Consider the following 23,851-nt stretch of genomic DNA (forward strand, 5'->3'; position numbering starts at 1 on the left):
AATGAGTGAATGAGAATGCGTATAGTCCATAAAGTGCGTAAAGATATGAGAAGCGCTAGTGTGCAAAAAGGGCAGGAAATGCGAAAATAGCCCGAGGAGTATATTCAATTCCCAGTGCAGACATCTCAGATTGCAGAATGTACAATAGAATGTTAGTGAATCAACTCTGTAAAGGATTCAATTGCACTTCATGCAATAGAAATCGGCTAATTCGGTGATTTAAAGGGTTTCTGCTGAATTCTACTGCACAAAGTACAATGAACCGGGTTAATCCCCCTCAATTTTGACAATTCTGTTGTACAAAATGCAGTCGAATTTCAAGCTATTCCATTCAAGCTACTACCAGTATCCAATCGCTATTCCGGTCTGCCAAGTCTCCGCCGCTCCTGCCACTCCACTAAACGGGGATTTTCATCCAAAATGGAGGCGTACTGTTCCAGGCTGCCCCATTTTCCCTCGGGGTCCAGCTCCATATAGCGGTCATATTTTTCGCGGAGGGCTTCGGGCGGCAGCGCCCAGCCGTAGTGCTTCACGCGCAGCTCGGTCAGGAACCCCGGCAGGACGGCGTAGGACAGCGGCAGACGGGGAACATGATGATCCATTTGAGGTGTAAAATAATAAAACTGCGGCAGATAACGGACCAGCGTCCGGGTGTGCTTGGTATGGATGTTCCAGTGTTCGTCTTCCCGGTAATGTGTGGTGCCGCCCCAGAAGTCATACAGCCGGAAGGCCACCCAATCGTACACATCCTGATCTATCAGGCGGCGCATTTCCCGCTTGGCCTCTTCTTCATAGAATTCGTCGGCATCCACGGACAGCAGCCAGTCCGGGTCCGTCGACACCGCCAGTTCCCACAGGATCCGCCGCAGCTCCCACTCCCGGTTGAACCGTGATCCTTCCAGCGTCACCAGCTTTGTCACTTTGGCAAAAGATTCACACAGACGTACCGTGCCATCCGTGCTGGCGTCATCCACGATGACGATATCGTCCACAAAACCGCTCAGCTCCTCCAGCACCTGTTCCAGATAGCGTCCGCTTTCATTGCGCACCTGCATCATGGCGGTCAGGCGGTTCCCTGAGGTTTTGCGCAGCGGTCTCCCCTTGTTGATCATCGGTCCTCCCCCTTTAACCGGCCTACCGCTTCCTCCAGGTCAGCCATCTCTGCGAATAATGTGCGGGCTTCCCCGCCGGCTCCTGCCACCCGCAGGAAGCTGCGGATCGCCGCATGTCTTCTGCCATGCAGCAGATGCAGCGTCCCTTCAATAACCGGGAGCTGAATGCCGCCGTATACGGGAATCTCCGTACCGGCCAGCAGCACCGCGCTTGCGGGGTGCGTCGCGCTGATTGGCAGCACTGCGCCGTCCGGCAGCGGAATATTCCCCGCGTCGCTGCCGCTGAGCCCGGATTCACGCTGGAGCTGCAGCGCTTTGTCCCACTGAAAGGAGGTGATGTAATTCTGCAGCAGCAGCGGCTGCGCTTCGGGACAGGACAAGTTCTCCAGAATCCGGACAGCCTCAGCGATGTCCTCGTTCACACGGTAAATTTCCGCCTGAAGCAGTTCAGATTGCCCGTTGTCCAGCCACTGCCGCATCTGCATGGCTGTCTTTCTCTCTTCCTCGGTAAACGCTGTGATTTCATACTGGGCGACGGCAAGCTCCAGATTGCTCTTCTTGGCTTCAATCGCCGAAAAAAAACGGTAATGGGAGTGCAGGCAATCGGTATAATCATGGAGCAGCATGAGTTCAAAAGATCTTGCCAGATAACGCCCGGCGGCTTCATCTCCCAGCAAATACAAATACGTGGCAGCCAAATAATGTACCGTCGGCTGGACAGGCATCTTCCCGCACATGGACACGTAGAAATCCGCTCTTAGGCGGTGCTGTATGAACAGCCATCCCCCTGCCCCGGGGGAAGCGGGCTGCCACAATTCCGTAAGCGCCTGAATCCAGATGGCTTCATAATCAGTCAGAAAAAACAGCTGATCCCCCCGCCGCATCAGACCGCAGGACAACGGATGATCCCCGCCGAGATAAACCACCTTCGGTCTGTACAGATTCTGCTCCAGATATAACCGTTCCGAAGCCGTACCCACCAGGTCTGCCCTGGCGGCGAGCAGGGCGCTGTACTTATTCCACATCGTGTTATCCTCGCCTTCGGGACACGGCTCCAGCAGCGCCACTATATAGCGCGGCTTCAGAGCCAGCACATCCTGCAGCCAATAGGGCGAAGAGACAAGTATCGTATACCTCTTGCCATCCAGAGTTTTCAATTCCGCCAGGGACACCGGGCGGATTCCGCTGTCGGCCTGCTGATCGGAAGTCATCGCGCCGGCAAAACAGACCTCTGCCCGTTCCGGCAGAAGATCCAGCAGTCTTTTATAGGGATAATCCTCCCAAGGGACATGGCTGAGAATCAAGTAATTCATAAGCGGACCTCCCCGCCGGAACACCGGGTGAGGATGTTCGCTTCAGGCGGACCGCCTATATATCCAATCGCCAGGGAAGGCTGCGGCTCCAGTTGAAGACCGTGGCCGGATACCTTCTGTCTGGTGATGCGGCCGGGAACGCTTCCGCTCCTGTGGGCAATGCGCTCCAAAGGCAGCTTTACCGGAATCAGGAGAGGCAGGCTCTGAACGGATGCAGGCTCCTCTATTGCGGAATCCGCCCGGCTGACCACGAGGTCGGCTGAACCATGCAGGACAGCCTCGGCAATCCGCTTCACATAATGACTGTCGTAATCTGCAGAAGCAGAGAGATATACTACGATCTCACTGTCATATAAGGCAGCGACATTCTCCAGTGCATGCAGCCAGGAGTCCTCGCCTTGAACCGCAATGACCGCATCCTGCTCCCGTACCGGATATTCGGGGAGGGCATCTCTGCGGCTGTCCCTAATCCATACCCAGCGGATATTGCCGTAGCTCTGCTGCCCTTGCAGCCTCTTCTGGGATTCACAGAATTCTTCAGGTGTAAGCATAAGCGGCCTTTCAGAATAGACAACAGCCGTGACGAGCGGAACCGGTGCTGCTGTCGATTTTTCCAGCATAATCCCTGGCCTCGGCGGCAGAGCTGAAACATCCGGAGGGACCGGAAGAATCCCTTCCTCTACGTTCACAGCACTGTGGTCCAGGCCCCATTTGGCCAGGTACGCTTGAACCCCATCCTGCATGCCTTCATGTTCAGCTTTTGCCCGCGCTTCCAGAAGCGGCTGCAGGGAGTGAACGTACAGAGCGTCGCTCAGCACCAGACGGCCCCCCCGCTGACGGGCCCGCAGGCACCAGTCGGCCACCATCAGCTGCCGCTTGACAAGCGTGGAATCGAACCCGCCGATACGCTGCAGCAGCTCCCGCGTGAAGACCAGACAGGAGCCGCACAGCACGGGGGCCTCATGCCATTCACCCTGCCGCCGTTCCAGCGAATGGGTGACATAAGCAGACAATTCCTGTTCAGTGCCGAAATGCAGCCGCTCTCTGGCCTCACCTTGCTCGGTTGAAGAGCGGGGTGCAGCCACCTGAACGGAAGGATCATCAATAAACGGCCACAGCAGATTGCCAACCCAGCCGGGAGTCACCATCACACGGTCCTCAAGCAGCGCGACAAAAGAGGTCCCGGCATAAGCCAAAGCCTCGTTCACCCCATATTTTCCGGGTTCATAGGGAATAAAGGCCGCCCCGGGAAAAGCTTCCGTCAACGGCTGTAGCGGAAAATCCGTGTCCATGGCAACACCAATCAACGAAATCGAAGCACCGGAGTGCTGCTGCAAAAGGTTCAGACATTCCCAGGCCCACGCGGCATAACGCAGCTCCACTACCACGGTTATGCCATCCTGCACCGGCAGCGGAAGCAACCCTTCCCGCTCCAGGTAGCTGTATCTGCCTGCCAGACGCTCGTTCCTGACAGAATGATTAGAATCTGACATTAGGGCTCACTCTCCATTAGGTAAAAATAATGCTACCTAAAGTGTATGAGCGGTTTGCCGCAGGTATCCCTGCCCTGTAAGATATTAACTTTCCTTTCCCATCATCCAAACTTCTCTGAAATGGAATTACATAGATATTATTCAAAAAAGTCTCTGCACCGATAATAAAAGTAGCCGCATTTAAAATACCCGATTGGAGGTCATGGATGTGAACATTTCTTCATCCGCCATACATTCCGGCGCTTTGGTTAACTCAACGGCCCAAAATAACCGTATAACAAGCACATCTTCCGGTTCCGCTAATTTCAACCTGATGTTGTCCAAAGCAGCCACAGCCGATACTGCTGCCTTGATTGCACAGCAATACGGCCTATCCGTAGGCGTCGAGTCTATTCCGAAAAATGAACAGGAAATCGTAAGCCGGGGATCAAGAGGAAATCTTCAGGATGTGGTGATCGCTCCGGATATTGTTGAACAAATGAAGACGGATTCCAAGCTGGCTGAGAAAATAAAGGGTTACATTGACCATTATGCCAATGTGGATCTTCCAGCCTTTGCACAAATGGATGCCATGTATGGTGTTACCAATGTCGGCAGCAGCCTGATTATTCATGAGGACGGCACCAAGACCGTATGGAGCGCTAGTGTCACTTCTCCGGAAGAGGTAGAAAAGGGCAGGAAAATCGAAGCGGAGAAGCAAAAGGAAAAAGCAGAAGAACGTGAACGGCTGGAAGCCCTCCACGTTCCCAATCAGACAATGACGGCAGCACTTGGCAATCTGCCGTACTCTAAACACACTCCGCCGGGAAATACTGGAGACCTGGCTCTTTATCAGGGGATTTCCAGTCAGGAATGGCTGCACCAGCGCTCGCTGTTCATATCCAAAAAGCGGAACGAACTTGTGTAAGCTTTCACTCGCCGTCAGCTTCCCCGGAGCCGCTTCCGGTTTCCTCCTCCGTATGGCCCGTATCCGCTGCACCTGAATCCGGAGTATGAGTAGCCTCTCCCGGGGAATTGCCGGTTTCCGGGTTGCTGCTGCCTGGCGCCGGTGTCGCCGCCTTATTTCCGTCTACGGCAGGTGCCGGAATGGCAATTCCCGGCGCGCTGCTGCCGTTGTCTCCAACAGGCTGGCCCTGATTATCATAGTAGTACATAGGAACATCACCGACCACCATCAGATAGGAAACGGGAATTTCGGTATCCACTACCTGCGGCTCCATATCGAACGGGATAATCACGGCAACCTCGGTCACAATATGAATGTATACCTCGACCAGAATCATATTAATCCCGGCATCCTTCTGGCGGGTATTCAGCTCCACCTTGACCGCACCCTGTGGTTCAATCTTAATCGGTACATCGGGGCCAAAGGAAGCAATCAGCGAACTTCCCAGCGCTTGACCAAGCGGAATTCGCTCCGTCTGATTATGCAGCTCTTGCAGTGTAGACTGGATCACCTCTGCGGCCTGTGACGTAATGCGCATATGCTCCTTATAATTGAGCATGAAGCCCGATATTTTGCCTTCCTTGTCTGTTTTCCAGTCAATCAGCGCTTCAGCGTTCCCTGTATCGGCCACCTGGGTGGTGATCGCCTTGTTGATCGATTCAGTAGCAATCTGCTTGACACGGATCTGTGCCAAATGAAGAATGGGCGGCTTCAAATGCTTCTCCACATAACGCAGGCTCTGCAGTACCGCCAGAATGAGCACCAGGCTGAAAATGAGCCAGAATCTGCCCCGTCTGCGCGGCTTCTGGCTCCGTACTGAAGAACCGGATCCAGTCTTCTCTCCTTCACCACTGCCCCGCAGGCGCAAAAATCCCCTGCCTTTCGGCTTTCCATACCGTAGGCCCTGACCGGAAAAGCGGCTGCCCGCTTTGGAAGGCTTGGCCCTGAATGCCGGGCTGCGTCCAGTAAGTACCGGGATTCCTTCCTTAGATGGCTTAGCCCTGAATGCCGGGCTGCGTCCCTCTGCTCCCGGAATGCCACCCCAACCCAGCCGGGGCAGCCGCAGCCGTCCCAGATTGGGGACCTTTGCGCTCCGGCTCCCCCATTTTTTGATTCTGCCCATGCCCTCTGTCCCTCCCGACCTTCCCGGAGGTCTAGCCCCGCCTCCGGTTACTATAGGCTATTCGGGACACGCACAAAATAACCCCAAAAAGTGGGGCCAGGCTGCAGCAACAGCAAAAAGAACGCTGCCTCCGGCGGATGGCAGGAGACAACGTTCCTTTTTTTTAGATAACCACACAACCTCCGCTATTCCATCCGGCGGCGCTTATCCTCCTGAAGATGTCCCCAGTGGCGGCGGATGAAGATCCCGATAAGAATCACAACAAACACTCCGTACCAGAGAAGGAAGCCGTTCCATTCCTCTCTGGAGACAATCAGTGTCGAGCCAAGCGTTCCGAACAGCCAGATGTATGAAAGATTGCCAAGAACCGTCCCCCAAATAAATGCCGGGACCTTCATCGGCGAAACCGCCGACATGAAATTAATGACATTGCTGGGCATGATCGGGACCGTACGCAGCAGCACCAGTGTCCAGACCCCGTAACGGTCCAGATAGCGCTGCCATTTGTCATAGCGCTTCAGCTTGGAGCGCCATTTCCGGTCGAACCAGTCAAAAAGAAAGCGGCGGAACAGGAAATAGCTGAGCATCGCCCCAACATTACAGGCCAGCCAGCTGACAAGCATCCCTCCGATTACATTAAATACAGATACGTGCAGAACAATTAATACCGCCAAAGGGAAAAATCCGAACAGACTCTGCAGCACCGTAAGCGGGATGGTGACCAGCAGAATGTACGGCCCGCTGAGTCCAAGTGACTGCAGCAGCCAATCGATCCAGGCATTGATGGTCTCTGTCATGGGGCAACCTCCTTTCATCTTCCGAAAAGCACCGTCAATGCCTATACAATCTTGTGTATAAGAAGGAACAGCCATGGCGGAAAAATATATGAATGCTTATATTTCCAAGAAAAACACCCCTCACGGGGTGTTTATAGAATAGGATCTGCCTATATGATGTGTAATGTAAGGAACATGATAACCAGCGTACAGGTTACAGAATTGTAGCCTAATGTTCCCTCATCATAGCACACATTTTCAGCTGCTGCAAAACTCTGCAGCCCACGCTGAATGATTATTCGATTCCGGCGATCCAGGTATTCACTTGATCCTCATGCTCCGAAACCCAGGCTTTCGCTGCATCTTCAGGAGATTTGCCGCCTTGGATTTCGCCCATTACCTGCGCCATATCCTCCGGCGTCCACTGGAATTGATCCAGGAAACGGTAGACATCCGGCATATCCTCCTTCAGGCCTTTGCGAACCATGGTGTGTATCTGCTCGGCCCCGCCATAGACGCCTTTCGGATCATCCAGATACTTCAGATCCATATTGGCAAACATCCAGTGCGGTGTCCACCCGGTAACGACAATCGGTTTATTGTCCGTATAAGCCTTTTGCAGCTCCTGTGCCATCGCCGCCGAAGAGCTCTCCAGCAGGGTGTAATCGCTGAGGCCATAGGCATCAATTGCCTTTTGGCTGGCAGTCATGATGCCGGCGCCCGGCTCTATTCCGATAATTTGGTTGTTCAGGGACTTTGCCACACCGGCATTCTTCAGATCCTCAATGGATTTGATATCCATATAGGCAGGAACGGCAAGCCCGGTCTTGGTCCCTTCAAGATTGGCCCCCAGATCCTCCATATCCTGTCCGTACTTCTCCAGGTAAGAAGCATGTGTGCTCGGCAGCCAGGCGGCTACCATGGCATCGGCACTGCCGTCAGCAATCCCGGCCCACATCGGACCGGCATCCACCTGAAGCATTTCTACCGAAGCACCGAGCTTCGATTCAAGCACCTCTTTGACCACATTAGTGCTGGCAATTTCAGAATCCCAGGCCACATAGGCCAGCTTCACCGTTTTAGCCTTGGATGAACTGGATGAACATCCGGCGGCTACCGCTACGAGCAAAATCAGCATTAGTATTCCCCAGGTTTTTTTCTTCATATCAATAACACTCCTATCCTTTTTTTGGTTTCACCAGTTTCTGAGTCAGGCGGTCCAACAGGATCGCGATAATGACAATTGCGATCCCCGCTTCAAAGCCCGCGCCGGTCTTGGCTTGCGACACTGCCCGGTATACATAGGCGCCAACGCCCTGAGCCCCGATCATCGATGAGATGACGACCATGGACAGGGAGAGCATAATCGTCTGGTTAATGCCGGCCATGATCGTCGGCAGGGCAATCGGCAGCTGCAGCTTGAACAGCTTCTGGCCCGAAGTGGAGCCGAATGCATCTGCCGCTTCCACCAGCTCCGGAGATACCTGGCGGATACCCAGATTGGTCAGGCGGATGGTAGGCGGAATAGCAAAAATAATAGAAGCAATGACACCCGGAACGACCCCGAGTGAAAAGAAAGACACGGCGGGCAGCAGATAGACAAATGCCGGCATGGTCTGCATAAAGTCCAGAACCGGTGTCACTGTATTCTGGACCCCGTTGCTCTGCGCACAAAGCACCCCAAGCGGAACGCCAATCAGCACTGCCAGCACCGAGGCCGTCAATACAAGCGCCAGTGACTGCATCGATGGCCCCCATAGACCCAGATTGTCAATCAGCAGCAGCCCGGCGAGCGCGAAAAGCGCCATACGCCACTTGCCGATCCAATAGGCCAAAGCGGTTATAATCAGAATCAGCACAAGGGCTGGAAGAACAGTGAGGGCCGTTTCGATACCGTTCACCATTCCGCCGATAACGGCATGAATGAAGTCGAAGAACGGCCCCAGGTAGGTGGTTAACCAGTTCTCCAGCCATTCCACTGCTTTGCCTAGCGGCAGCTTAGGAATATTCATCGCATTCCCTCCCCTTCCGGAACCGCATTGCCCGCCAGGGCAGACAGAACGGCCCCTTTGATAACAATGCCCTTCAGTTTGTCCGCTTCATCCACAACTGCAACAGGCAGATGCGTCTCGGACATGAGTTCAAACAGATCATTCAGCAGCGTATCCGGTGATACACGGGGAATCTCTCTGCGCATGACTTCGAGAATCGGCCGGTTCTCCTTGAGCGCCTGCGCCGCATCCTCTGCCGTAACCACTCCCTGCAGCTTCATTTCTTTATCGGCCACATACAGGCTGGAGACGCCGCTGTCCCGCATCAATTGCAGCGCAACGCGCGGTCCGCGCTCCGGCCGGATCATTTCCGGCTGGCGCATCACATGTGCTGCGGTCAGCACCTTGGACAGATCGACATCCTCGACAAAACGCTCCACATATTTGTTGGCAGGCTGGATCAGAATCTCTTCCGGCGTACCGATCTGCACAATCACGCCATCCTTCATCAAAGCGATCCGGTCGCCAATGCGCAGGGCCTCATCCAGATCATGTGTGATGAATACAATCGTCTTTTTCATTTTGGACTGCAGTTCCAGCAGCTCCTGCTGCATGTCTTTGCGGATCAGCGGGTCCAGCGCACTGAAAGCCTCATCCATCAGCAGAATATCCGGATCATTGGCAAGTCCGCGGGCCAGGCCCACCCGCTGCTGCATCCCACCGCTGAGCTGATCGGGATGGTGATGCTCCCAGCCTTTAAGGCCTACGAGCTCCAAAGCCTGCATGGCGAGCCGGGTTCTTTCTTTTTTCTCCACCCCCTGCACTTCAAGGCCATATTCGGCATTGGCCAGCACCGTGCGGTGCGGGAACAGCGCAAACTTCTGGAATACCATTCCGATATTTTTGCGGCGGAACTGGCGGAGTTGTTCAGGATTCATTTTGACGACATCCTTGTCTCTAAAAAGCACCTGTCCCCCCGTAGGCTCTATCAAACGGTTCAATAACCGGACCAGAGTGGACTTGCCGCTTCCCGACAACCCCATAATGACAAAGATTTCTCCTTCTTCGATGCGGAAGTCCGCCCTGTTGACTCCAACCGTCAGCTTGGCTTCCCGGGCAATTTTCTCTTTAGACCATCCTTGCGCAAGTAATGGAAGAGCCCGTACCGCATCATGACCAAATACCTTGGTAAGCTGCTTCACCTCAATAATTGCCATGGTGACCTCCTTCTTCCGTATAGCAAATTTTCGTCTTGCTTCACTCAAACTAGTGTAACGGACATGTGAAATGCGACGCAAAGTTCATATACGCTTAAAAATTAGTGTACAGTTTTAACTTTACGTACTTTATGTAAAGAATACTCCGTTTAACGGCAAATCCCGTTCCAGATGAATTCTTTACTTATACACAGGGATTTGATTACAATACACAATAGAGGTTTGCAGTCATTAGCCTACACCTCAGGAGGGACCTTTATGAATGATTTAGTAGGGCTTGCGCCCGAACAAGTTGAGAGAATTAGCAAAGCCCGGGAGCGCGTCATCGATTCCATCGGCAAAAATATGGATTTGTACGGAATAACACTGTCCATTGGGCATTTATACGGTTATATGTACTTCAATCAGGGTCCTGTAACGCTGGACGAGCTTAGCCGGACTATGGGAATGAGCAAAACTTCCATGAGTACAGGAGTGCGCACCCTGCTGGATCTGAAGATGATTGATAAGGTATGGGGAAAAGGCACCCGGAAGGACTTGTTCGAGGTAGTTCCCGATTGGCATCAGAACTTCAGTGATTACTTCTCTATTAAATGGAGAAAAGCCGTTGAAGGAAATATGTCGGCGCTGAGCAAATCACTGAACGAAATCAGACAAATGAAAAGCGACTATGCGGATGAACCGGGAGTGGAACAGCTGCTCAATACTGATGAAGTCAAAATTGAGGAAGCGATTAAATATTACCGCTGGCTCCTGAAGCTGATTGAAGCACTGGAAACCGGCAAAATCTTCGAACTGATTCCTAAAGAATCCTAGAGCTTACTGCACCCGGGGTATCCTATTGCACAAAAAAAGAAACAGCCGAGATCCTTAACCAAGGACTTCGGCTGTTTGTTGTTATGGAGTGCTGCGCTCTTACGGAGCTTCAGTCAGGCTCACGTTATCAATGTAAATATGATTGCCTGCCTGAATTGCGCTGTTCGTGCCCTCGCTGTTGCCCGCAACCAGACCCAGAAGGAAAACAAGATGTGCTCCCGCATCCGTCCCGCTGTCCATGGTGAAGGTATAGCTGTAAGTGTTCATGCTGCCCGTCAGCGCTACTGCTTTTGCCGGTAAATATTTGGTGTAGTCCCCGCCCTTATGCTCCACAGCTACTTCAATCAGACGGTCCACATCGGAGCGGGCTGCAAAAGCCAGCGTATACGTTTTGCCCTGTACAAGCTTCAGATTGGCATAATCCACCTGTGCGCTATAGTTGGCCGTTCCCGTACCTGTCAGTGCCACGGCCAGTTCTCCGTCCTGCGCGGCGGCTGAACCAGTCCCGTCAAAATATTGCGTCCAGCCTGTTAAGCCCTTTGCCGGATCGAAGGTTCCATTATCCAGCTTACCGCTGGCCGGTTCCACTGGCGTGCCGCCCCCGCCTTCCACCTCCGTCACCCTAATGTCGTCAAAAGAGAGTGTATGCGGGATTCCATTCGCTGTCTTGTCTTCTCCCATCGCCGCACCGATCAGATAATTCAGCTTCAGCGGGTTACTGTTATCCACGGTAAACCGGGCACTGTAGGTCGCCCAGGTCGCGGTAACCTCGAACTTCGCCTGCGCCGCTGCGGCCGAGGTGCCGCTGTACTCCACGATAATCTGCCTTGGAACGGTCGATTTGGCTTTGAAGCTCAGCTCATACGTCTTTCCAGCCTCCAGCGGGATGCCCTCCTGGTAAAACTGCGTGTGCCAGGCCGCCGTACCGGCAACGTCAATTCTAATCTCCGCCACACCTTCATTCACGTTAAAAGATGACACGCCGCCTTCCCCGGACCAGGTGGACCAGCCCGTTGTACCGCTAACGAACGAACCGTTGACGACCAGATTGTTGTCATTGGCCAGAATGGTTTGAGTTACCGTGGCGCTGACATATCCTTCAGCTTCCACAGTGATCATGTAGCTGCCTTCAGCAGGGAAAGCGGCTGGTTCTATCGTGATTTTACCCGCTTGGACGGTATATTGCCCTTCGGCAAGTGCTGTGCCGTTGACCTTCACGGCTGTGATGCTGCTGCGCCACGCTGCATTCTCGGTGAATGTCAGTTCTACCGGCTGCGATACCCGGTTATTCGTACTGTCGCCGAGCAGCTCCTGCGGTTTGGCCGGGGCATTCTTGATCTCAAACCTCACATTGTCGATCACCAGCTCATGCGCCTGGGGTATACTCACACCGTCAACCTTGCCCAGCAGGAACTTCAGCGCCAAGGTATCATTCACACCTTGCCGGAATTCGAATCTGTAATGGTTGGTTTCCGGTGTGATCTTAATGATCTGTGTAAAAGAAGGCTGATACGAAGCATTCTCCGCATTGACGCTGATTCTGCGGGCAACACTTGAACTCGCGTCGAATTCGATAACATAGTCGGTGCCGCCGGCAACCTTCAGCCCATTCTGGAACAGCATTACCGAATAGGGCTGATTGCCGGTATTGGCAATGTTGAAGGTGGCTGCTCCCTCTGTAACCGCAGCGGTGGCCGCGCCGCCCTGCTCTGTCAGCAGCCGCTCCCAGCTATTGAAGCCAAAGCTGAAATCCCCGTTCACCAGCGGATAATAGACCAGCGAAGGGTCATAGTAGAAGCTGGTGCGCAGCAGCAGGAAGTTATCCAACTGGACGATCCCCGCTGCATTGCCGAGATGGAGCACAAACCGGCCCAGCGTGTCACTTGCTCCGGCGAGATCGGGGAATACCGCCTCCACCTTCTGGGCTCCTGCCTTCAGCAGGACCGTTTCTGAAGCGTAGACGGTACCGTCCCTGCCTTGCAGCTCAATTATCGCCGTGCGTGGTGACGGGACCTCAACGTCAAAGGCAAGCTTGTAATCCTGGCCCTGAACCAGGAATATTCCATTCTGCAGCAGACGGACATCCGCACCATCGCCGCCAGTCCCGCTGATCTGCAGATTTAACCGGCCGGCAGCGTCAACGCTTGGGCTGACCGCTGCACCTCCGGTGGCTTCGGCATGCCAGTAGCTGAGCCGGTCCGGCTCACCCAGATCAAAGGTGCCGTTATAGAGATGGTTGCCGCTGCCCAGCGGCGTTTTGGCGCTGTCATGGTCAAACGGAATGCTGTCGATCTCTTCGAGCCGTGCATTCCCGAGCCACACCGGCGAAGCATTCGTGCCCAAGTTGAATTCCACCCGGGCCGCAATGTCCGGGTTCTCCTTCATCTGGAACATCGTTTCGTAATGCTTCAGTGTTGAGGTCAATTCCGCCTTGAGCGTCGGAGAATAGGCCTGATACCCGCGGGATTCTCCGCCCGTGAGCCGGACGCCGATATTCCGCGAATGGTCTGTCTTCGCATCGAAGCTCAGCTTGTAAAATCTCCCCTTAGCCAGCGATACAATGGCCTGCGGCTGGATGGAGTACGAGTTCCCCCCAGGGCTGCTGATATTCACCTTGAGGTAATTCCGTCCGCTGATTGGTTCCAGTGATACCGCCGCATCCGCACCGGATTCCTTATACAGCACCCAATGCGCCGTATTCGGGATGCCCATTCCGGTGTCGCCTTCCTTGTGCTCGGTGAAACCGTTATTGTAGATCAGGTTGCCGTCCGCAAGCGGCGGCAGTGAACCTTCAAGATAAGGCTCCTTCGTAAGAGTAACCGGCACCGGCTGGCGGTAAGGCCGCCCTGTCAGCTCATAGACTCTGACGTAATCGATTTCCATCGATTGCGGGAACACGGTCTCCGCCGTCGGATTGCCGTCAAAATTACCGCCGACCGCCAGATTCATCAGCAGATGGAACTCCTGGTTGAACGGTGCCGGATAAGCATTGTTCGCCGGCTGTCCATTGCTCAGGCTGTACCAGTCATTTTTAGTTGAGTACAGTACACCGTCAACATACCAGCGAAGCTCTCCAGGCTCCCATTCCAGGGAATAGGTGTGGAACTGTTCAATGGTGGAGTTGCCTGGCAGCACATATTCCTTGCCGGAATACACATTATCCGGCCACTGGGAACCGTAATGGATTGTGCCTGCGACTGTACCCGGACGGCTGCCCCAGCCTTCCATAATGTCAATTTCCCCGGATGCCGCCCATGAACCGTAGACATAATCTTCAGGCAGCATCCAGATGGCTGGCCAATAGCCTTTGCCCGCAGGCGCTTTGGCCCGGATTTCGAATTTTCCATACTTCTTGCTGAACAAATCCTTGGTTTTGATCCGCGAGGAGGTGTATTCCTTGCCGCCCTGCGCCTCTTTGCGGGCGGTAATGATCAGCTTCCCGTCCGCTTCCTTCACATTCTTCTCCTCATTCGTGTACCATTCCAGCTCATTGTTGCCCCAGCCCGGATTCCCGACGGCCGTGCCATCGCCCAGGTCATACGTCCACTTCGCCGGGTCAATGGTACCGTCATTGAACTCATCGTTCCACACCAGCGTCCAGGGATCAGCCGGAGACGTTGGCGTTGCTGTGGCGGTTGGCGTCGCTGTGGCCGTTGGCGTGGCCGTGGCTCTCGGCGTGGCCGAGGCCGTCGGCGTCACTGTGGCCGTTGCGGTCGGCGTCGCCGTCGGGGACGTGCCGGAGCCGCCGGCCGGAGCCTGGGTAGCGGCCGGCGGTACAGCCACCGGCCCGCTGCTGCCCGGCTTCAGCGGAACGCCGCTGACGGTGACGCCTTCGGCGTTGTTCACGACGGCGCCGAAGCTGCCGCTGCCCTGAAGGGCCGTGCCCTTGGCAGCCGCGGTAAGCAGCAGCTCCGCGACCTGCGCATGATCTGCAAGCACAACCTGGCCAGGACTGCCCAGGGTAAGCTTGCCGACCTTGCCGGAGAGCGTCAGCTTAACGCTGCCTGTGGCGGATGAAGCTGTGGATACAGCGGCGAAGCTTCCTTTTAGCACTGCTGCTTTTACAGCGGCTGAGATTTCCACATCTGTGAAGCCCGTACCGGTCAACCCGGTCTCTTCCAGCGTGGCGCCTGAATTCAGCAGCACCGTTCCCACCGAGGTTGTCCCGCTGGCATACATACGGATATCTCCATCCGGCTTGCCCGCCTGGACTCTGCCAATCACACTGTTCTGGAGGCCCACGCCCTGCTCTCCGCCGCCGAGAATGAACGTCGTGCCCGTAACTTTTACTCCTTCAAGTATTATTTTGCCCTCTCCAATCCCCTCCGAGAGATACAGATTGCCCTCAACTACAGTATCCTTTAGTGTGATACCGGCATGATTCAGCACCACGTTCCCTTGTACCTTACCAAGGGTGACCTCCCCTGCAGAGCGCACCAGACCCGGCACCATCCGGTCTAGCGTTTGGGCGAGCTCTGCGCGGGTAATCCGCCCTTGCGGCTTGAATGAGCCGTCAGGATAGCCTTTTACATACCCCGCACCCGAAAGTGCTGCCGCTGCATCCCTAACCTCATGGTCTGTTCCGGCCAGATCGCTGTAAGCCGCTTGCCCCCCGGTGTCCAGCCGAAAAATCTTCTGCAAAGCCACAGCCGTCTCCGCACGCGTCAACGGAGCAGACGCTTCAATGCGGCCGTCTTTGCTTGCGATTAAGTAACCTGCGGCAATGCCTTTGGCAATCTCACTGCTGAACCATGCGGCCGCAGGCACATCGTCAGGGAGGGTAGCCGACTTCGCGCTATAGTTAAAAATACGGTTAATAATTACGGCAAACTCCGCCTTCGACACCGGAGCATCCGGCCGGAATGAGCCGTCTCCATAGCCTGCGACAATTCCATTTTCAATCCAGCGCTGCACGGCACGGGCTGCCCAACTATCCGCCGGAACATCGGTAAACGCTTTCAACCCATTGTAACCGGAAGACTTGCCCTCTGCTGCCGTTACGCTGCCTGTCTGGACAGCTGAATCCGCAGCCTTGACAGACTGGCCTGAAGCAGCCCCGGCAATATGTCCGCCGCCCAGCGGGGACAGCAATCCTGAGAGCAGAGCCATGACCGTAAGCAGAGCGGATGCCTTTTTTTTCATTCTGTTCATTCCTCCTCGAAATCCTATGGTTCTTTCCTGATATAACGAAAGCGGTTTCGGTAATATTTACGCCAACATACCTTAGCCCATCTCCACACCCCCCGATTACCGCAGCAATCCTGCAAAACCGTTTGACTTGCTCCGGCAAGTTGAATAGACTTAAATTCATGAATAAGCGCGGTGTGGCCGTCTTTTTGGACTAAGTGCACTGAATAGCGGAGGGTGGATTTCCATGCAACTGAATATCAAAAAAATCGCAGAAATGGCGGGAGTCTCCGTCTCCACAGTTTCGAAAATCATAAACAATTACAGCGATGTTTCCGAAAAAACAAAAAAACGGGTCATGGAAATTATCGAACAGACCGGATATTCCCCCTCCAACTCCGCCAAGACACTGGCCACCAAAAAGTCCAGCCTGATCGGGGTGATTTTTGCCGGCGAGCTGAATGTAGAGTTTACGCACCCTTTTTTTGTTGAAGTGCTGAATGCCTTCAAGAAGCAGATGGGTGTGCTGGGCTACGATCTGATCTTCTTTTCCAACGAGAAATTCATCAGCAGCGGGGATTATTACTCCCGTTGTCTGCATTTTAATGTTGACGGCTGTGTCATCATCTCCGGGCAAAAAATGGAGCCGGCGATCCGCGACCTCGATATGAGCAGCATTCCCTGCATCGGCGTAGACCTGGAGCTGCGGGGCAAAAAATCCGGATACGTGATGTCGGACAATGTTCAGATCGCCTCCAAGGTGGTGGAGCATTTCTATCTGCTGGGCCACAGAGAGCTTGGTTTTATCGGCAGCACAGCCGACTCGGACATTTCCAATCAGCGGGAGGCCGGGTTCGTCAAGGCAGTTGAAAGCTTTGGACTGACGCTGAACCGTAACTGGTTCGTACATGGGGATGATTTCTTCGAATCCAGCGGCTATACGGCTATGCGCCGGTTGCTGGAGAGCGGCAGTATGCCGCAAGCGGTCTTCGCCGCCTCAGACCTGCTTGCCCTCGGCGCAATCCGCGCCTTGAAGGAGCAGGGCCTGCGCATCCCGGAGGATGTTGCCATCATCGGCTGCGATGACATCGAAGCCTGCAAATACACCAGCCCCACACTGACCACAATCCGCCAGAACAAAGAGCGCCTCGGTGTCCTCGCAGCACATATGCTCTACGACCTCATTAACAACCAATCGGACGGCGGCTCTTTTGTCGTCGAACCGGCACTGATCGTCCGCGAATCCTGCGGGAGCAAGTTGACTGGCTAACCTGGAGGTGGCTTAAGGTAAAATTTAATTGTCAGATTCAATCCGGCCGCTCCAGCAACCGGAAATCCTGACGGGCGTTGCAAGCGCAGCAGCTAGGATACCAGCTACAACGGAAGTACCTTCATCATGCGTTTCATAGCAGCAGCTCCAGACGCAGCCGGCCAATTGCATTTTGTACAACAGAAACGGGCCAAGATCAGCCAAATTGCGATTCTGCTGCACTTTGTGCAATTAGAAAGTGCCTATTGCCCAAAAAAGGAGGAATTCTTGATTTTCAACTGCACAAAGTGCAGTTGAAGCGAATCTCCCCCCCATTTTGAGCAATTTTTATTGTACAAAGTGCAATTACACCAGAAGAAGGGGCCCGGATAGTTAATTTCAAGGAATATTTTACTTACCTGCACTTACCCAATTCACCTTTATGCAGCATCCCCCTCTCCAACGAAACTTTACTTTCACTAACAGCTAATACTAATCGAAATACTTTCGATAATATAATCGCCTATTTGATGGAAGGGTTCAAGGCGCTGTTTTTCTGGTTTTGGGCGTCATTTTTCGGTTATAGCGGAGTAGGCGGCGAGACCTCGGGAGCCAGCTCCAGCTTCACCAGCTGACCGGCCTGCGTCAGCCCGGCACCGAAGCCATAGAGCAGAATCTGCTGGCCGTTCACAACTTTGCCTTCGCGTACACCTAAGTCCAGAGCCAGCGGAATACTTGCGGCAGAAGTGTTGCCGAAATACTCAAGGCTGTATAAGGCCTGCTCAAAAGGATAATTCAGCCGTTCACAAATCGGCTCAATCATCCGCAGATTAGCGCTGTGGGGAATGAACCAGTCCACCTGGTCCAAGCCGATTCCGGCGTTGTTCAGCACCTGCTGCACACCCTGCGGCACAGTCCGTACCGCCCAGCGGAACACTTCGCGGCCATTTTGCACCAGCTTGCCCGTATCTGATAGCTCAACCTCATTCACACGGTGCGACAGGCCTGTGCGGTATACATGATGCGCCCCGCTGCCGTCGCTGCCCAGATGAAATCCGGCAAAGCCGTCCAGTTGTTCACCACTCTCGACCAGCACTGCCCCCGCCCCGTCGCCAAACAGAATGCAGGTGCTCCGGTCGGTATAATCCGTAATTTTGGACAAGGCATCCGCGCCAAGCACCAGTACCTTGCGGTGCAGACCGGAAGCGACATAGGCATGTGCCGTATGCAGCGCATAGACAAACCCGGCGCAGGCAGCACTCATGTCTATGGCTCCGGCGGTAGCGGGAATACCGAGACGGTTCTGCAGAATGGACGCAACCGAAGGAAAGGGGAAGTCCGGTGTGCTGGTGGCGACGAGAATCATATCGACATCGTGCATGCTTTTGCCATAACGCTTCATCAGATCCAGCACAGCGGCTGCACACAAATCACTGGTATATTCATCCTCGCGGCTGATCCGGCGTTCACGGATTCCGGTCCGCTGGACAATCCATTCATCATTGGTATCCACCATCTGCTCCAGATCGCTGTTCGTAAGTCTCCGGGCCGGTACATAAGCTCCGATTGCGGTAATTTTGGCACCTTTCAAGAGTATCACCCCATAATTTAGTATCTGCTATTAGTACTTGGTACTAATTATAACTTCCAGCACCCTGTATTGCAAAAGAATTTAAATAAGCCAGCTTTGCATAAAGACTTGATCCCATTATTACACCTGCCTATCTTGGAAGGGCATCAGGCATTATAATTAGTAATATAAACTGAATAATACATGAAATTCATTGAATCATAGCTCTCTAAAAAAGACCTCACACCTTTAAAGCAATGGAGGCTGTTGTATTGAATACTCTTGTCCCGGAATGGGCTGAATCCCATTTTCCATTATATACCTTTGATGGTATTCAGTCGATGTATGGAACCTCAAATCTGCCCAGTGTTCAGATTCATGAGAATCAAACCGTACTGATTGCTATCGCCGCCGGCAAAGGCAGCTTAGAGGTAAATAATCAGCATTATGAACTTATGGAAGGAGGCATTGTCCTTCTCCCCGCAAATACTTACGCCACATTGACTACAAATCCCCGGCAGCCCCTTCATGCCTATAAGCTCTCCATCCGGTTCCTTGAACAGACACGGGTTATGCCTGCCGGGACGATGATGCAAAAAAGCGGAATTGCCTCAGACTCAAAGCTGCTGTTGTTTCCTTATGAACCTGCCATTGTATCCGATGTGAAAGAGTTATACCTCCACCGGTTGCCGGACCGCGAAACGCGTCATGTACAGAATCAGTTGCTGTTCCACCAGATTCTTCTGCAATTGCTGGAACAGCAGGAAGCCAGATATATAGCCAGTGGACAGCCATCCATGGAACGAAGCATCACCTACCTGGAGAATCACTTCAGCGAAAAAATAACACGTGAGCACTTGGCCGCGATTGCAGGTGTAAGCCGCTCGCATTATTCGACGCTATTCAAGCAGCTCACAGGCTTTACTCTGAATGAATATCTGTCGCGGCTGCGGGTACACCGGGCCAAAGAGCTTTTGCTTAACAGTTCGGGTACGCTTAGGGAAATAGCTCTGAAGGTAGGCTACAAGGATGAATTTTATCTCAGCCGGCGCTTCAAGCAGGAGACAGGCACCTCTCCGTCGGGCTATAACCGCAAACCCATCCGGCATGTAGCCGTGCTGCTCACCCCGTATGCCAGCCATTTGCTGTTGCTTGGACTGGAACCTGCGGTTACGATTTCGGAGAGCAGCGAGTATTTGAATCTTTCTGGACAGGAACCACCGAAACCAATGAAATTTATTAATACCAATAGCTCTGCTGCGCAGATGAGATCAGCCCTGCTTGAAGCCAACATTGAATTGATTATTGCTGCCCGGCAACATCTGGACCAATTGCGGCTGAGTCCCGGGGAACTGCGGGCTGTGGCCCCTATTGTTGAGATTCCCTGGATGGAGATGGGCTGGAAGGACCACTTGCGCCTGATCGGCCAGGCCATTCAGCGAAGTGAACGGGCTGAGCAGTGGCTGGCTGATTTTGAAAAGGAGGAGGCGGAAGCCCGTGCAATAGTGCAGCAAAGCACAGGAGGGAAGGAAATCATAACCATTCTGGTGATTAAACCCGACGGGCTGCTGGTTTATGGGTCCAGGAATGTTGGCTGTGTGATATACCAATCGCTGGGGCTGAGAGCACCGGCCTTGATAGAAGCGGAGATGAAGAAGCTGGGTGACCAGTTTCATTCGTTTCCCATTGATATTTCAGAGCTGGCAGAGTATGCAGGAGACCGATTGCTTGTCGTTGTATTTCCAGACGCCAAAGGCTCCACAGCGCATACTGAAGCAGTCTTCCGGTCCCCTCATTGGAAACGGCTTCCTGCCGTGCAACGGAAGAACGTCCATTGGCTTGAACGGGATGAATGGGTGCCTTATAACCCGGTTTCAATTCGTCTGCAATTGGGACGCGCTGTAGCTTTGTTCGACAGCAAATAATAGTCCAAGTCTTTTCCCTAACAAAAAGGTATGGTTAGGCATAGAAGTGATCCCTATAATGATTACAAATGCGAATGATTCTCATAATCAGTCTTAAGCCCCGGCTAAAGATTCAGAATTGTTCATGGAAACATTGTCATCACAAAGGGGAGAGCATAAGTTTATGAAAAAGATATTTATTCCGTTTGTACTTATCCTGGGGATTGTACTCAGTGCCTGTGGAGGAAATCAGGCGAAGGTGCCCGGCCCCTCCAGCAGTCCTGCCGGCAATTCAGCCAACAACTCATCTACTGCCTCTTCTTCGGAGCCGGAGGGGTCTACCTTTACTTACGAATCTGAAAATGGGCCGGTTGAGGTTCCCAAGAACCCTCAGCGCGTTGTTGTACTCACCCGTTTTTTAACCGGTAACGTTATGGCACTGGGCGTGCCTGTAGTCGGCGTTGACGAAATGTCCAAAACCAATCCGCGATTTGAAGAGAAGCTGAAGGATGTAGAGGCAGTCAGCGATGAGAGTCTGGAGAAAATCATTGAGCTGCAGCCGGATCTCATTATCGGGCTCTCCGATATTAAAAACATCGATAAATTCAAGCAAATCGCGCCAACAGTCACCTATACTTATAATAAAGTTGATTACTTAACCCTGCAGCTGCAAGTCGGCAAATTGCTGAATAAAGAAAAAGAAGCCCAGGCTTGGGTTGATGACTTTAAAGCCCGCACCGAAAAAGCCGGAGAGGAAATTAGAGCAAAAATCGGCAAAGAGGCAACCGTCTCGGTCATTGAGACATTCAACAAGCAATTATATGTGTACGGATATAACTTTGGCCGCGGCACCGAACTTCTCTATGGGGCCTTCAAACTAGGCATGCCGGAAAAAGTGAAGGAAGGAACAAAGACAGACGGTTACTTAGCCGTATCGACGGAAGTCTTGAAGGACTATCTTGGAGATTACGTCATTTTCAGTAAAAATGCTGAGGAAGACAACTCCTTCCAAAATACAGATATCTATAAAAGTATTCCTGCCGTCCAGAATAATCATGTCTTCGAGGCCGATGCAAAAGCCTTCTACTTCAACGATCCTCTGAGCCTGGAGTACCAGCTCGAATTCTTCGAGCATAGTTTTCTCGGCAAATAATGCGAATGATGAAGACGAAGCAAGCATCCATTCCTTTCTTGTATAAGTTGCTTGGCAGCATGCTGGCCATGGTCCTCAGCTTCCTAATCGCAATGATATTCGGAGCCAAAGAAACCACGCTGCATGACCTGTGGCTTGCCGTTGCTTCAGGTTCTCTTGCAGACAACGTTCTCATTCTGCGTGAGCTCCGGCTGCCGCGGGAGCTGGCCGCTGTGCTGATCGGTGCCGCTTTTGCGGTATCCGGCGCTATCATGCAGGGGGTTACGCGCAATCCGCTGGCTGATCCGGGCCTGCTGGGCTTGACCTCCGGCGCCAATATGGCACTGGCGCTCACGTTCGTATTCCTCCCGGGGCTGAACTATTTTGCAACCATGATCGCATGCTTCTTGGGCGCTGCGCTCGGAGCAGCTCTGGTTCTTATTCTTGGCTCCGCACGCCAAGGCGGACTGTCCCCGATCCGGATCGTGCTTGCCGGTGCAGCCGTGTCTGCATTTTTGTATGCCATCGCAAGCGGCGTCAGCATTGCCTTCAAAATATCCAAGGATGTATCCATGTGGACCGCAGGCGGATTGATCGGCACAACCTGGGGACAGCTCCAGACCATAGCCCCGGTAATTCTCATTGGAATTCTGGCGGCACTGCTTCTTTCGGGCCAGTTAACCATTCTCAGCCTGAGTGACGAGGTAGCTATCGGTTTAGGACAAAGACTCGTTTTGATCAAAGTAATTTTGTTCCTTCTCATCATCCTGCTGACAGGGGCATCGGTTGCCCTGATCGGGGACATGGCTTTCGTGGGGCTGATGATCCCGCATATTGTCCGCAAAATCGTCGGCACCGATTACCGCTATATCCTGCCGGTTTCGGTCTTCATTGGTGCGACGTTCATGCTTCTTGCGGATACGCTCGGACGTACAATCAACGCACCTTATGAGACGCCGGTAGTCGCCGTAGTGGCTATGCTGGGATTGCCCTTCTTCTTGTTCGTTGTGCGCAAAGGAGGCAAAGCACTCTCATGACTTCATCCGCTCCTGTTCGTAAACAACGTCTGATCCTGCTGCTCTGTTCCGTGCTGATTGTACTGACAGCTATTGCCGGTATGGGGCTGGGATACTCTTCTTTGTCTTTCGACCGGCTGCTTCCCGTGCTGTTCGGCCATGGAACCTTTAAAGAAGATTTTGTTCTCTTCTCCGTAAGATTGCCGCGGATTCTGATTACGCTGCTGTCAGGAATGTCCCTTGCGTTATCCGGATCGATTCTGCAAAGCGTTACCCGCAACGATTTGGCGGACCCTGGCATTATTGGCATCAATTCCGGCGCAGGTGTGGCTGTGGCTGTTTTTTTCCTGTACTTCCCGGTTAGCACCGGATCATTCATTTATGCGCTGCCGCTGGCCGCTTTTATAGGGGCAATAATGACGGCAACGCTCATCTATCTATTTTCTTACAGCCGGACCCGGGGGCTTGATCCCATTCGGATGGTGCTGGTCGGGGTTGGATTTTCCCTGGCGCTGTCGGGAGTAATGATCGTGATTATTTCTTCGGCGGAACGCGCTAAGGTGGACTTTATCGCAAAATGGATTGCGGGTAATATCTGGGGGACGGATTATCCCTTTATTTGGGCGCTGCTGCCCTGGCTGGTCCTGCTGATTCCCTTTACCCTGTTCAAGTCCTCGCAGCTCAACCTGCTCAGCCTGAATGAGGTGTCGGCCGTTGGCGTAGGTCTCAATCTGGAGCGTGAGCGCATCGTCCTGATTCTGGCCGCAGTTGCCTCCGCTGCAGCCGCGGTATCCGTCACAGGCGGAATTGCCTTTATCGGGCTGATGGCTCCGCATATTGCCAAATCACTGGTTGGCCCCCGCAATCAAATGTTTATCCCCGTTGCCATATTGCTCGGCGGCTGGCTGCTTCTGATCGCGGACACTGTCGGCCGCAATATCGCAGACCCTGACGGCATCCCTGCAGGCATCATGGTATCTTTGATCGGCGTGCCTTATTTCGCCTATTTATTGCTTAGGAAGTAGCTTGTGCAGGGGGAATTGACACAACAAAGGGATGATCCGTT

Annotated in this window: 17 protein-coding genes; 7 read left to right on the forward strand and 10 right to left on the reverse strand. The window is 53.3% G+C overall.

The features are described from left to right. Positions 1–356: 356 nt before the first annotated feature. The 3 genes from PRIO_RS28095 to PRIO_RS28105 are packed head-to-tail and all read right to left on the reverse strand — an operon-like array spanning position 357 to position 3,918. Positions 357–1,112, reverse strand: a complete 756-nt coding sequence (locus tag PRIO_RS28095) for a glycosyltransferase (protein ID WP_020425788.1) — start codon at positions 1,110–1,112, stop codon at positions 357–359. Continuing rightward, on the reverse strand, positions 1,109–2,425 hold the full coding sequence (locus PRIO_RS28100; RefSeq protein WP_020425787.1) for a hypothetical protein: 1,317 nt from the start codon (positions 2,423–2,425) through the stop codon (positions 1,109–1,111). Before PRIO_RS28100 ends, PRIO_RS28095 begins: the two co-directional genes overlap by 4 nt. Next, entirely contained in the window at positions 2,422–3,918 is a 1,497-nt protein-coding gene (locus PRIO_RS28105) for a glycosyltransferase family protein (RefSeq protein WP_020425786.1), read from the reverse strand. The genes PRIO_RS28100 and PRIO_RS28105 overlap by 4 nt, the downstream gene beginning before the upstream one ends. Positions 3,919–4,126: 208 nt before the next feature. On the opposite strand from PRIO_RS28105, the gene PRIO_RS28110 reads away from it, so the two are divergent. Further along, positions 4,127–4,825, forward strand: coding sequence for a DUF6033 family protein (locus tag PRIO_RS28110; protein ID WP_141639034.1), 699 nt, complete (start codon positions 4,127–4,129; stop codon positions 4,823–4,825). 4 nt (positions 4,826–4,829) lie between these two features. Here the strand turns inward: PRIO_RS28110 and yunB are convergent, their stop codons facing one another. From yunB to PRIO_RS28135, 5 genes are all read right to left on the reverse strand, one after another. After that, complete coding sequence (gene yunB / locus PRIO_RS34480) at positions 4,830–5,987, reverse strand: sporulation protein YunB (protein ID WP_020425784.1); 1,158 nt, start codon at positions 5,985–5,987, stop codon at positions 4,830–4,832. Positions 5,988–6,172: 185 nt separating this feature from the next. After that, positions 6,173–6,784, reverse strand: a complete 612-nt coding sequence (locus tag PRIO_RS28120; RefSeq protein ID WP_020425783.1) for a TVP38/TMEM64 family protein — start codon at positions 6,782–6,784, stop codon at positions 6,173–6,175. A 274-nt stretch (positions 6,785–7,058) separates the two neighbouring features. Continuing rightward, positions 7,059–7,928, reverse strand: a complete 870-nt coding sequence (locus tag PRIO_RS28125) for a glycine betaine ABC transporter substrate-binding protein (RefSeq protein ID WP_020425782.1) — start codon at positions 7,926–7,928, stop codon at positions 7,059–7,061. 13 nt (positions 7,929–7,941) lie between these two features. Beyond that, positions 7,942–8,775, reverse strand: a complete 834-nt coding sequence (locus tag PRIO_RS28130) for an ABC transporter permease (protein ID WP_020425781.1) — start codon at positions 8,773–8,775, stop codon at positions 7,942–7,944. Beyond that, positions 8,772–9,971: a quaternary amine ABC transporter ATP-binding protein gene (locus PRIO_RS28135; RefSeq protein WP_020425780.1), complete on the reverse strand. Its 1,200-nt coding sequence runs from the start codon at positions 9,969–9,971 to the stop codon at positions 8,772–8,774. Before PRIO_RS28135 ends, PRIO_RS28130 begins: the two co-directional genes overlap by 4 nt. 258 nt (positions 9,972–10,229) lie before the next feature. Between PRIO_RS28135 and PRIO_RS28140 the strand changes: the two genes are divergently transcribed. Beyond that, a complete protein-coding gene (locus PRIO_RS28140; RefSeq protein ID WP_020425779.1) occupies positions 10,230–10,787 on the forward strand; it encodes a GbsR/MarR family transcriptional regulator in 558 nt (185 codons plus the stop codon). Positions 10,788–10,886: 99 nt separating this feature from the next. Here PRIO_RS28140 and PRIO_RS34170 read toward each other — a convergent pair whose 3' ends face one another. Then, on the reverse strand, positions 10,887–15,929 hold the full coding sequence (locus tag PRIO_RS34170; protein ID WP_020425778.1) for a carbohydrate binding domain-containing protein: 5,043 nt from the start codon (positions 15,927–15,929) through the stop codon (positions 10,887–10,889). 232 nt (positions 15,930–16,161) lie between these two features. On the opposite strand from PRIO_RS34170, the gene PRIO_RS28150 reads away from it, so the two are divergent. Next, the gene (locus tag PRIO_RS28150; RefSeq protein ID WP_020425777.1) at positions 16,162–17,184 is read left to right on the forward strand and encodes a LacI family DNA-binding transcriptional regulator; all 1,023 of its coding nucleotides are present in this window, start codon (positions 16,162–16,164) and stop codon (positions 17,182–17,184) included. A gap of 559 nt (positions 17,185–17,743) precedes the next feature. On the opposite strand, the gene PRIO_RS28160 is transcribed toward PRIO_RS28150, so the two are convergent. Continuing rightward, entirely contained in the window at positions 17,744–18,754 is a 1,011-nt protein-coding gene (locus PRIO_RS28160; protein WP_020425775.1) for a ketoacyl-ACP synthase III, read from the reverse strand. A 251-nt stretch (positions 18,755–19,005) separates the two neighbouring features. Between PRIO_RS28160 and PRIO_RS28165 the strand changes: the two genes are divergently transcribed. The 4 genes from PRIO_RS28165 (at position 19,006) to PRIO_RS28180 (ending at position 23,810) form a co-directional block, all read left to right on the forward strand. Beyond that, positions 19,006–20,658, forward strand: coding sequence for an AraC family transcriptional regulator (locus tag PRIO_RS28165; protein WP_020425774.1), 1,653 nt, complete (start codon positions 19,006–19,008; stop codon positions 20,656–20,658). A gap of 163 nt (positions 20,659–20,821) precedes the next feature. Next, positions 20,822–21,790, forward strand: a complete 969-nt coding sequence (locus PRIO_RS28170) for an iron-hydroxamate ABC transporter substrate-binding protein (RefSeq protein WP_020425773.1) — start codon at positions 20,822–20,824, stop codon at positions 21,788–21,790. Continuing rightward, the gene (locus PRIO_RS28175) at positions 21,790–22,806 is read left to right on the forward strand and encodes a FecCD family ABC transporter permease (protein ID WP_407944473.1); all 1,017 of its coding nucleotides are present in this window, start codon (positions 21,790–21,792) and stop codon (positions 22,804–22,806) included. The genes PRIO_RS28170 and PRIO_RS28175 overlap by 1 nt, the downstream gene beginning before the upstream one ends. Further along, a complete protein-coding gene (locus tag PRIO_RS28180) occupies positions 22,803–23,810 on the forward strand; it encodes a FecCD family ABC transporter permease (protein WP_020425771.1) in 1,008 nt (335 codons plus the stop codon). The genes PRIO_RS28175 and PRIO_RS28180 overlap by 4 nt, the downstream gene beginning before the upstream one ends. Positions 23,811–23,851: the final 41 nt, after the last annotated feature.

The organism is Paenibacillus riograndensis SBR5, from assembly GCF_000981585.1.
Classification (GTDB): domain Bacteria; phylum Bacillota; class Bacilli; order Paenibacillales; family Paenibacillaceae; genus Paenibacillus_AQ; species Paenibacillus_AQ riograndensis.

Coding starts and splice junctions, on each gene's coding strand:
- PRIO_RS28095 (WP_020425788.1), bottom strand. CDS start 1,112: ATGATCAACAAGGGGAGACCGCTGCGCAAAACCTCAGGGAACCGCCTG.
- PRIO_RS28100 (WP_020425787.1), bottom strand. CDS start 2,425: ATGAATTACTTGATTCTCAGCCATGTCCCTTGGGAGGATTATCCCTAT.
- PRIO_RS28105 (WP_020425786.1), bottom strand. CDS start 3,918: ATGTCAGATTCTAATCATTCTGTCAGGAACGAGCGTCTGGCAGGCAGA.
- yunB (WP_020425784.1), bottom strand. CDS start 5,987: ATGGGCAGAATCAAAAAATGGGGGAGCCGGAGCGCAAAGGTCCCCAAT.
- PRIO_RS28120 (WP_020425783.1), bottom strand. CDS start 6,784: ATGACAGAGACCATCAATGCCTGGATCGATTGGCTGCTGCAGTCACTT.
- PRIO_RS28125 (WP_020425782.1), bottom strand. CDS start 7,928: ATGAAGAAAAAAACCTGGGGAATACTAATGCTGATTTTGCTCGTAGCG.
- PRIO_RS28130 (WP_020425781.1), bottom strand. CDS start 8,775: ATGAATATTCCTAAGCTGCCGCTAGGCAAAGCAGTGGAATGGCTGGAG.
- PRIO_RS28135 (WP_020425780.1), bottom strand. CDS start 9,971: ATGGCAATTATTGAGGTGAAGCAGCTTACCAAGGTATTTGGTCATGAT.
- PRIO_RS28140 (WP_020425779.1), top strand. CDS start 10,230: ATGAATGATTTAGTAGGGCTTGCGCCCGAACAAGTTGAGAGAATTAGC.
- PRIO_RS34170 (WP_020425778.1), bottom strand. CDS start 15,929: ATGAAAAAAAAGGCATCCGCTCTGCTTACGGTCATGGCTCTGCTCTCA.
- PRIO_RS28150 (WP_020425777.1), top strand. CDS start 16,162: ATGCAACTGAATATCAAAAAAATCGCAGAAATGGCGGGAGTCTCCGTC.
- PRIO_RS28170 (WP_020425773.1), top strand. CDS start 20,822: ATGAAAAAGATATTTATTCCGTTTGTACTTATCCTGGGGATTGTACTC.
- PRIO_RS28175 (WP_407944473.1), top strand. CDS start 21,790: ATGCGAATGATGAAGACGAAGCAAGCATCCATTCCTTTCTTGTATAAG.
- PRIO_RS28180 (WP_020425771.1), top strand. CDS start 22,803: ATGACTTCATCCGCTCCTGTTCGTAAACAACGTCTGATCCTGCTGCTC.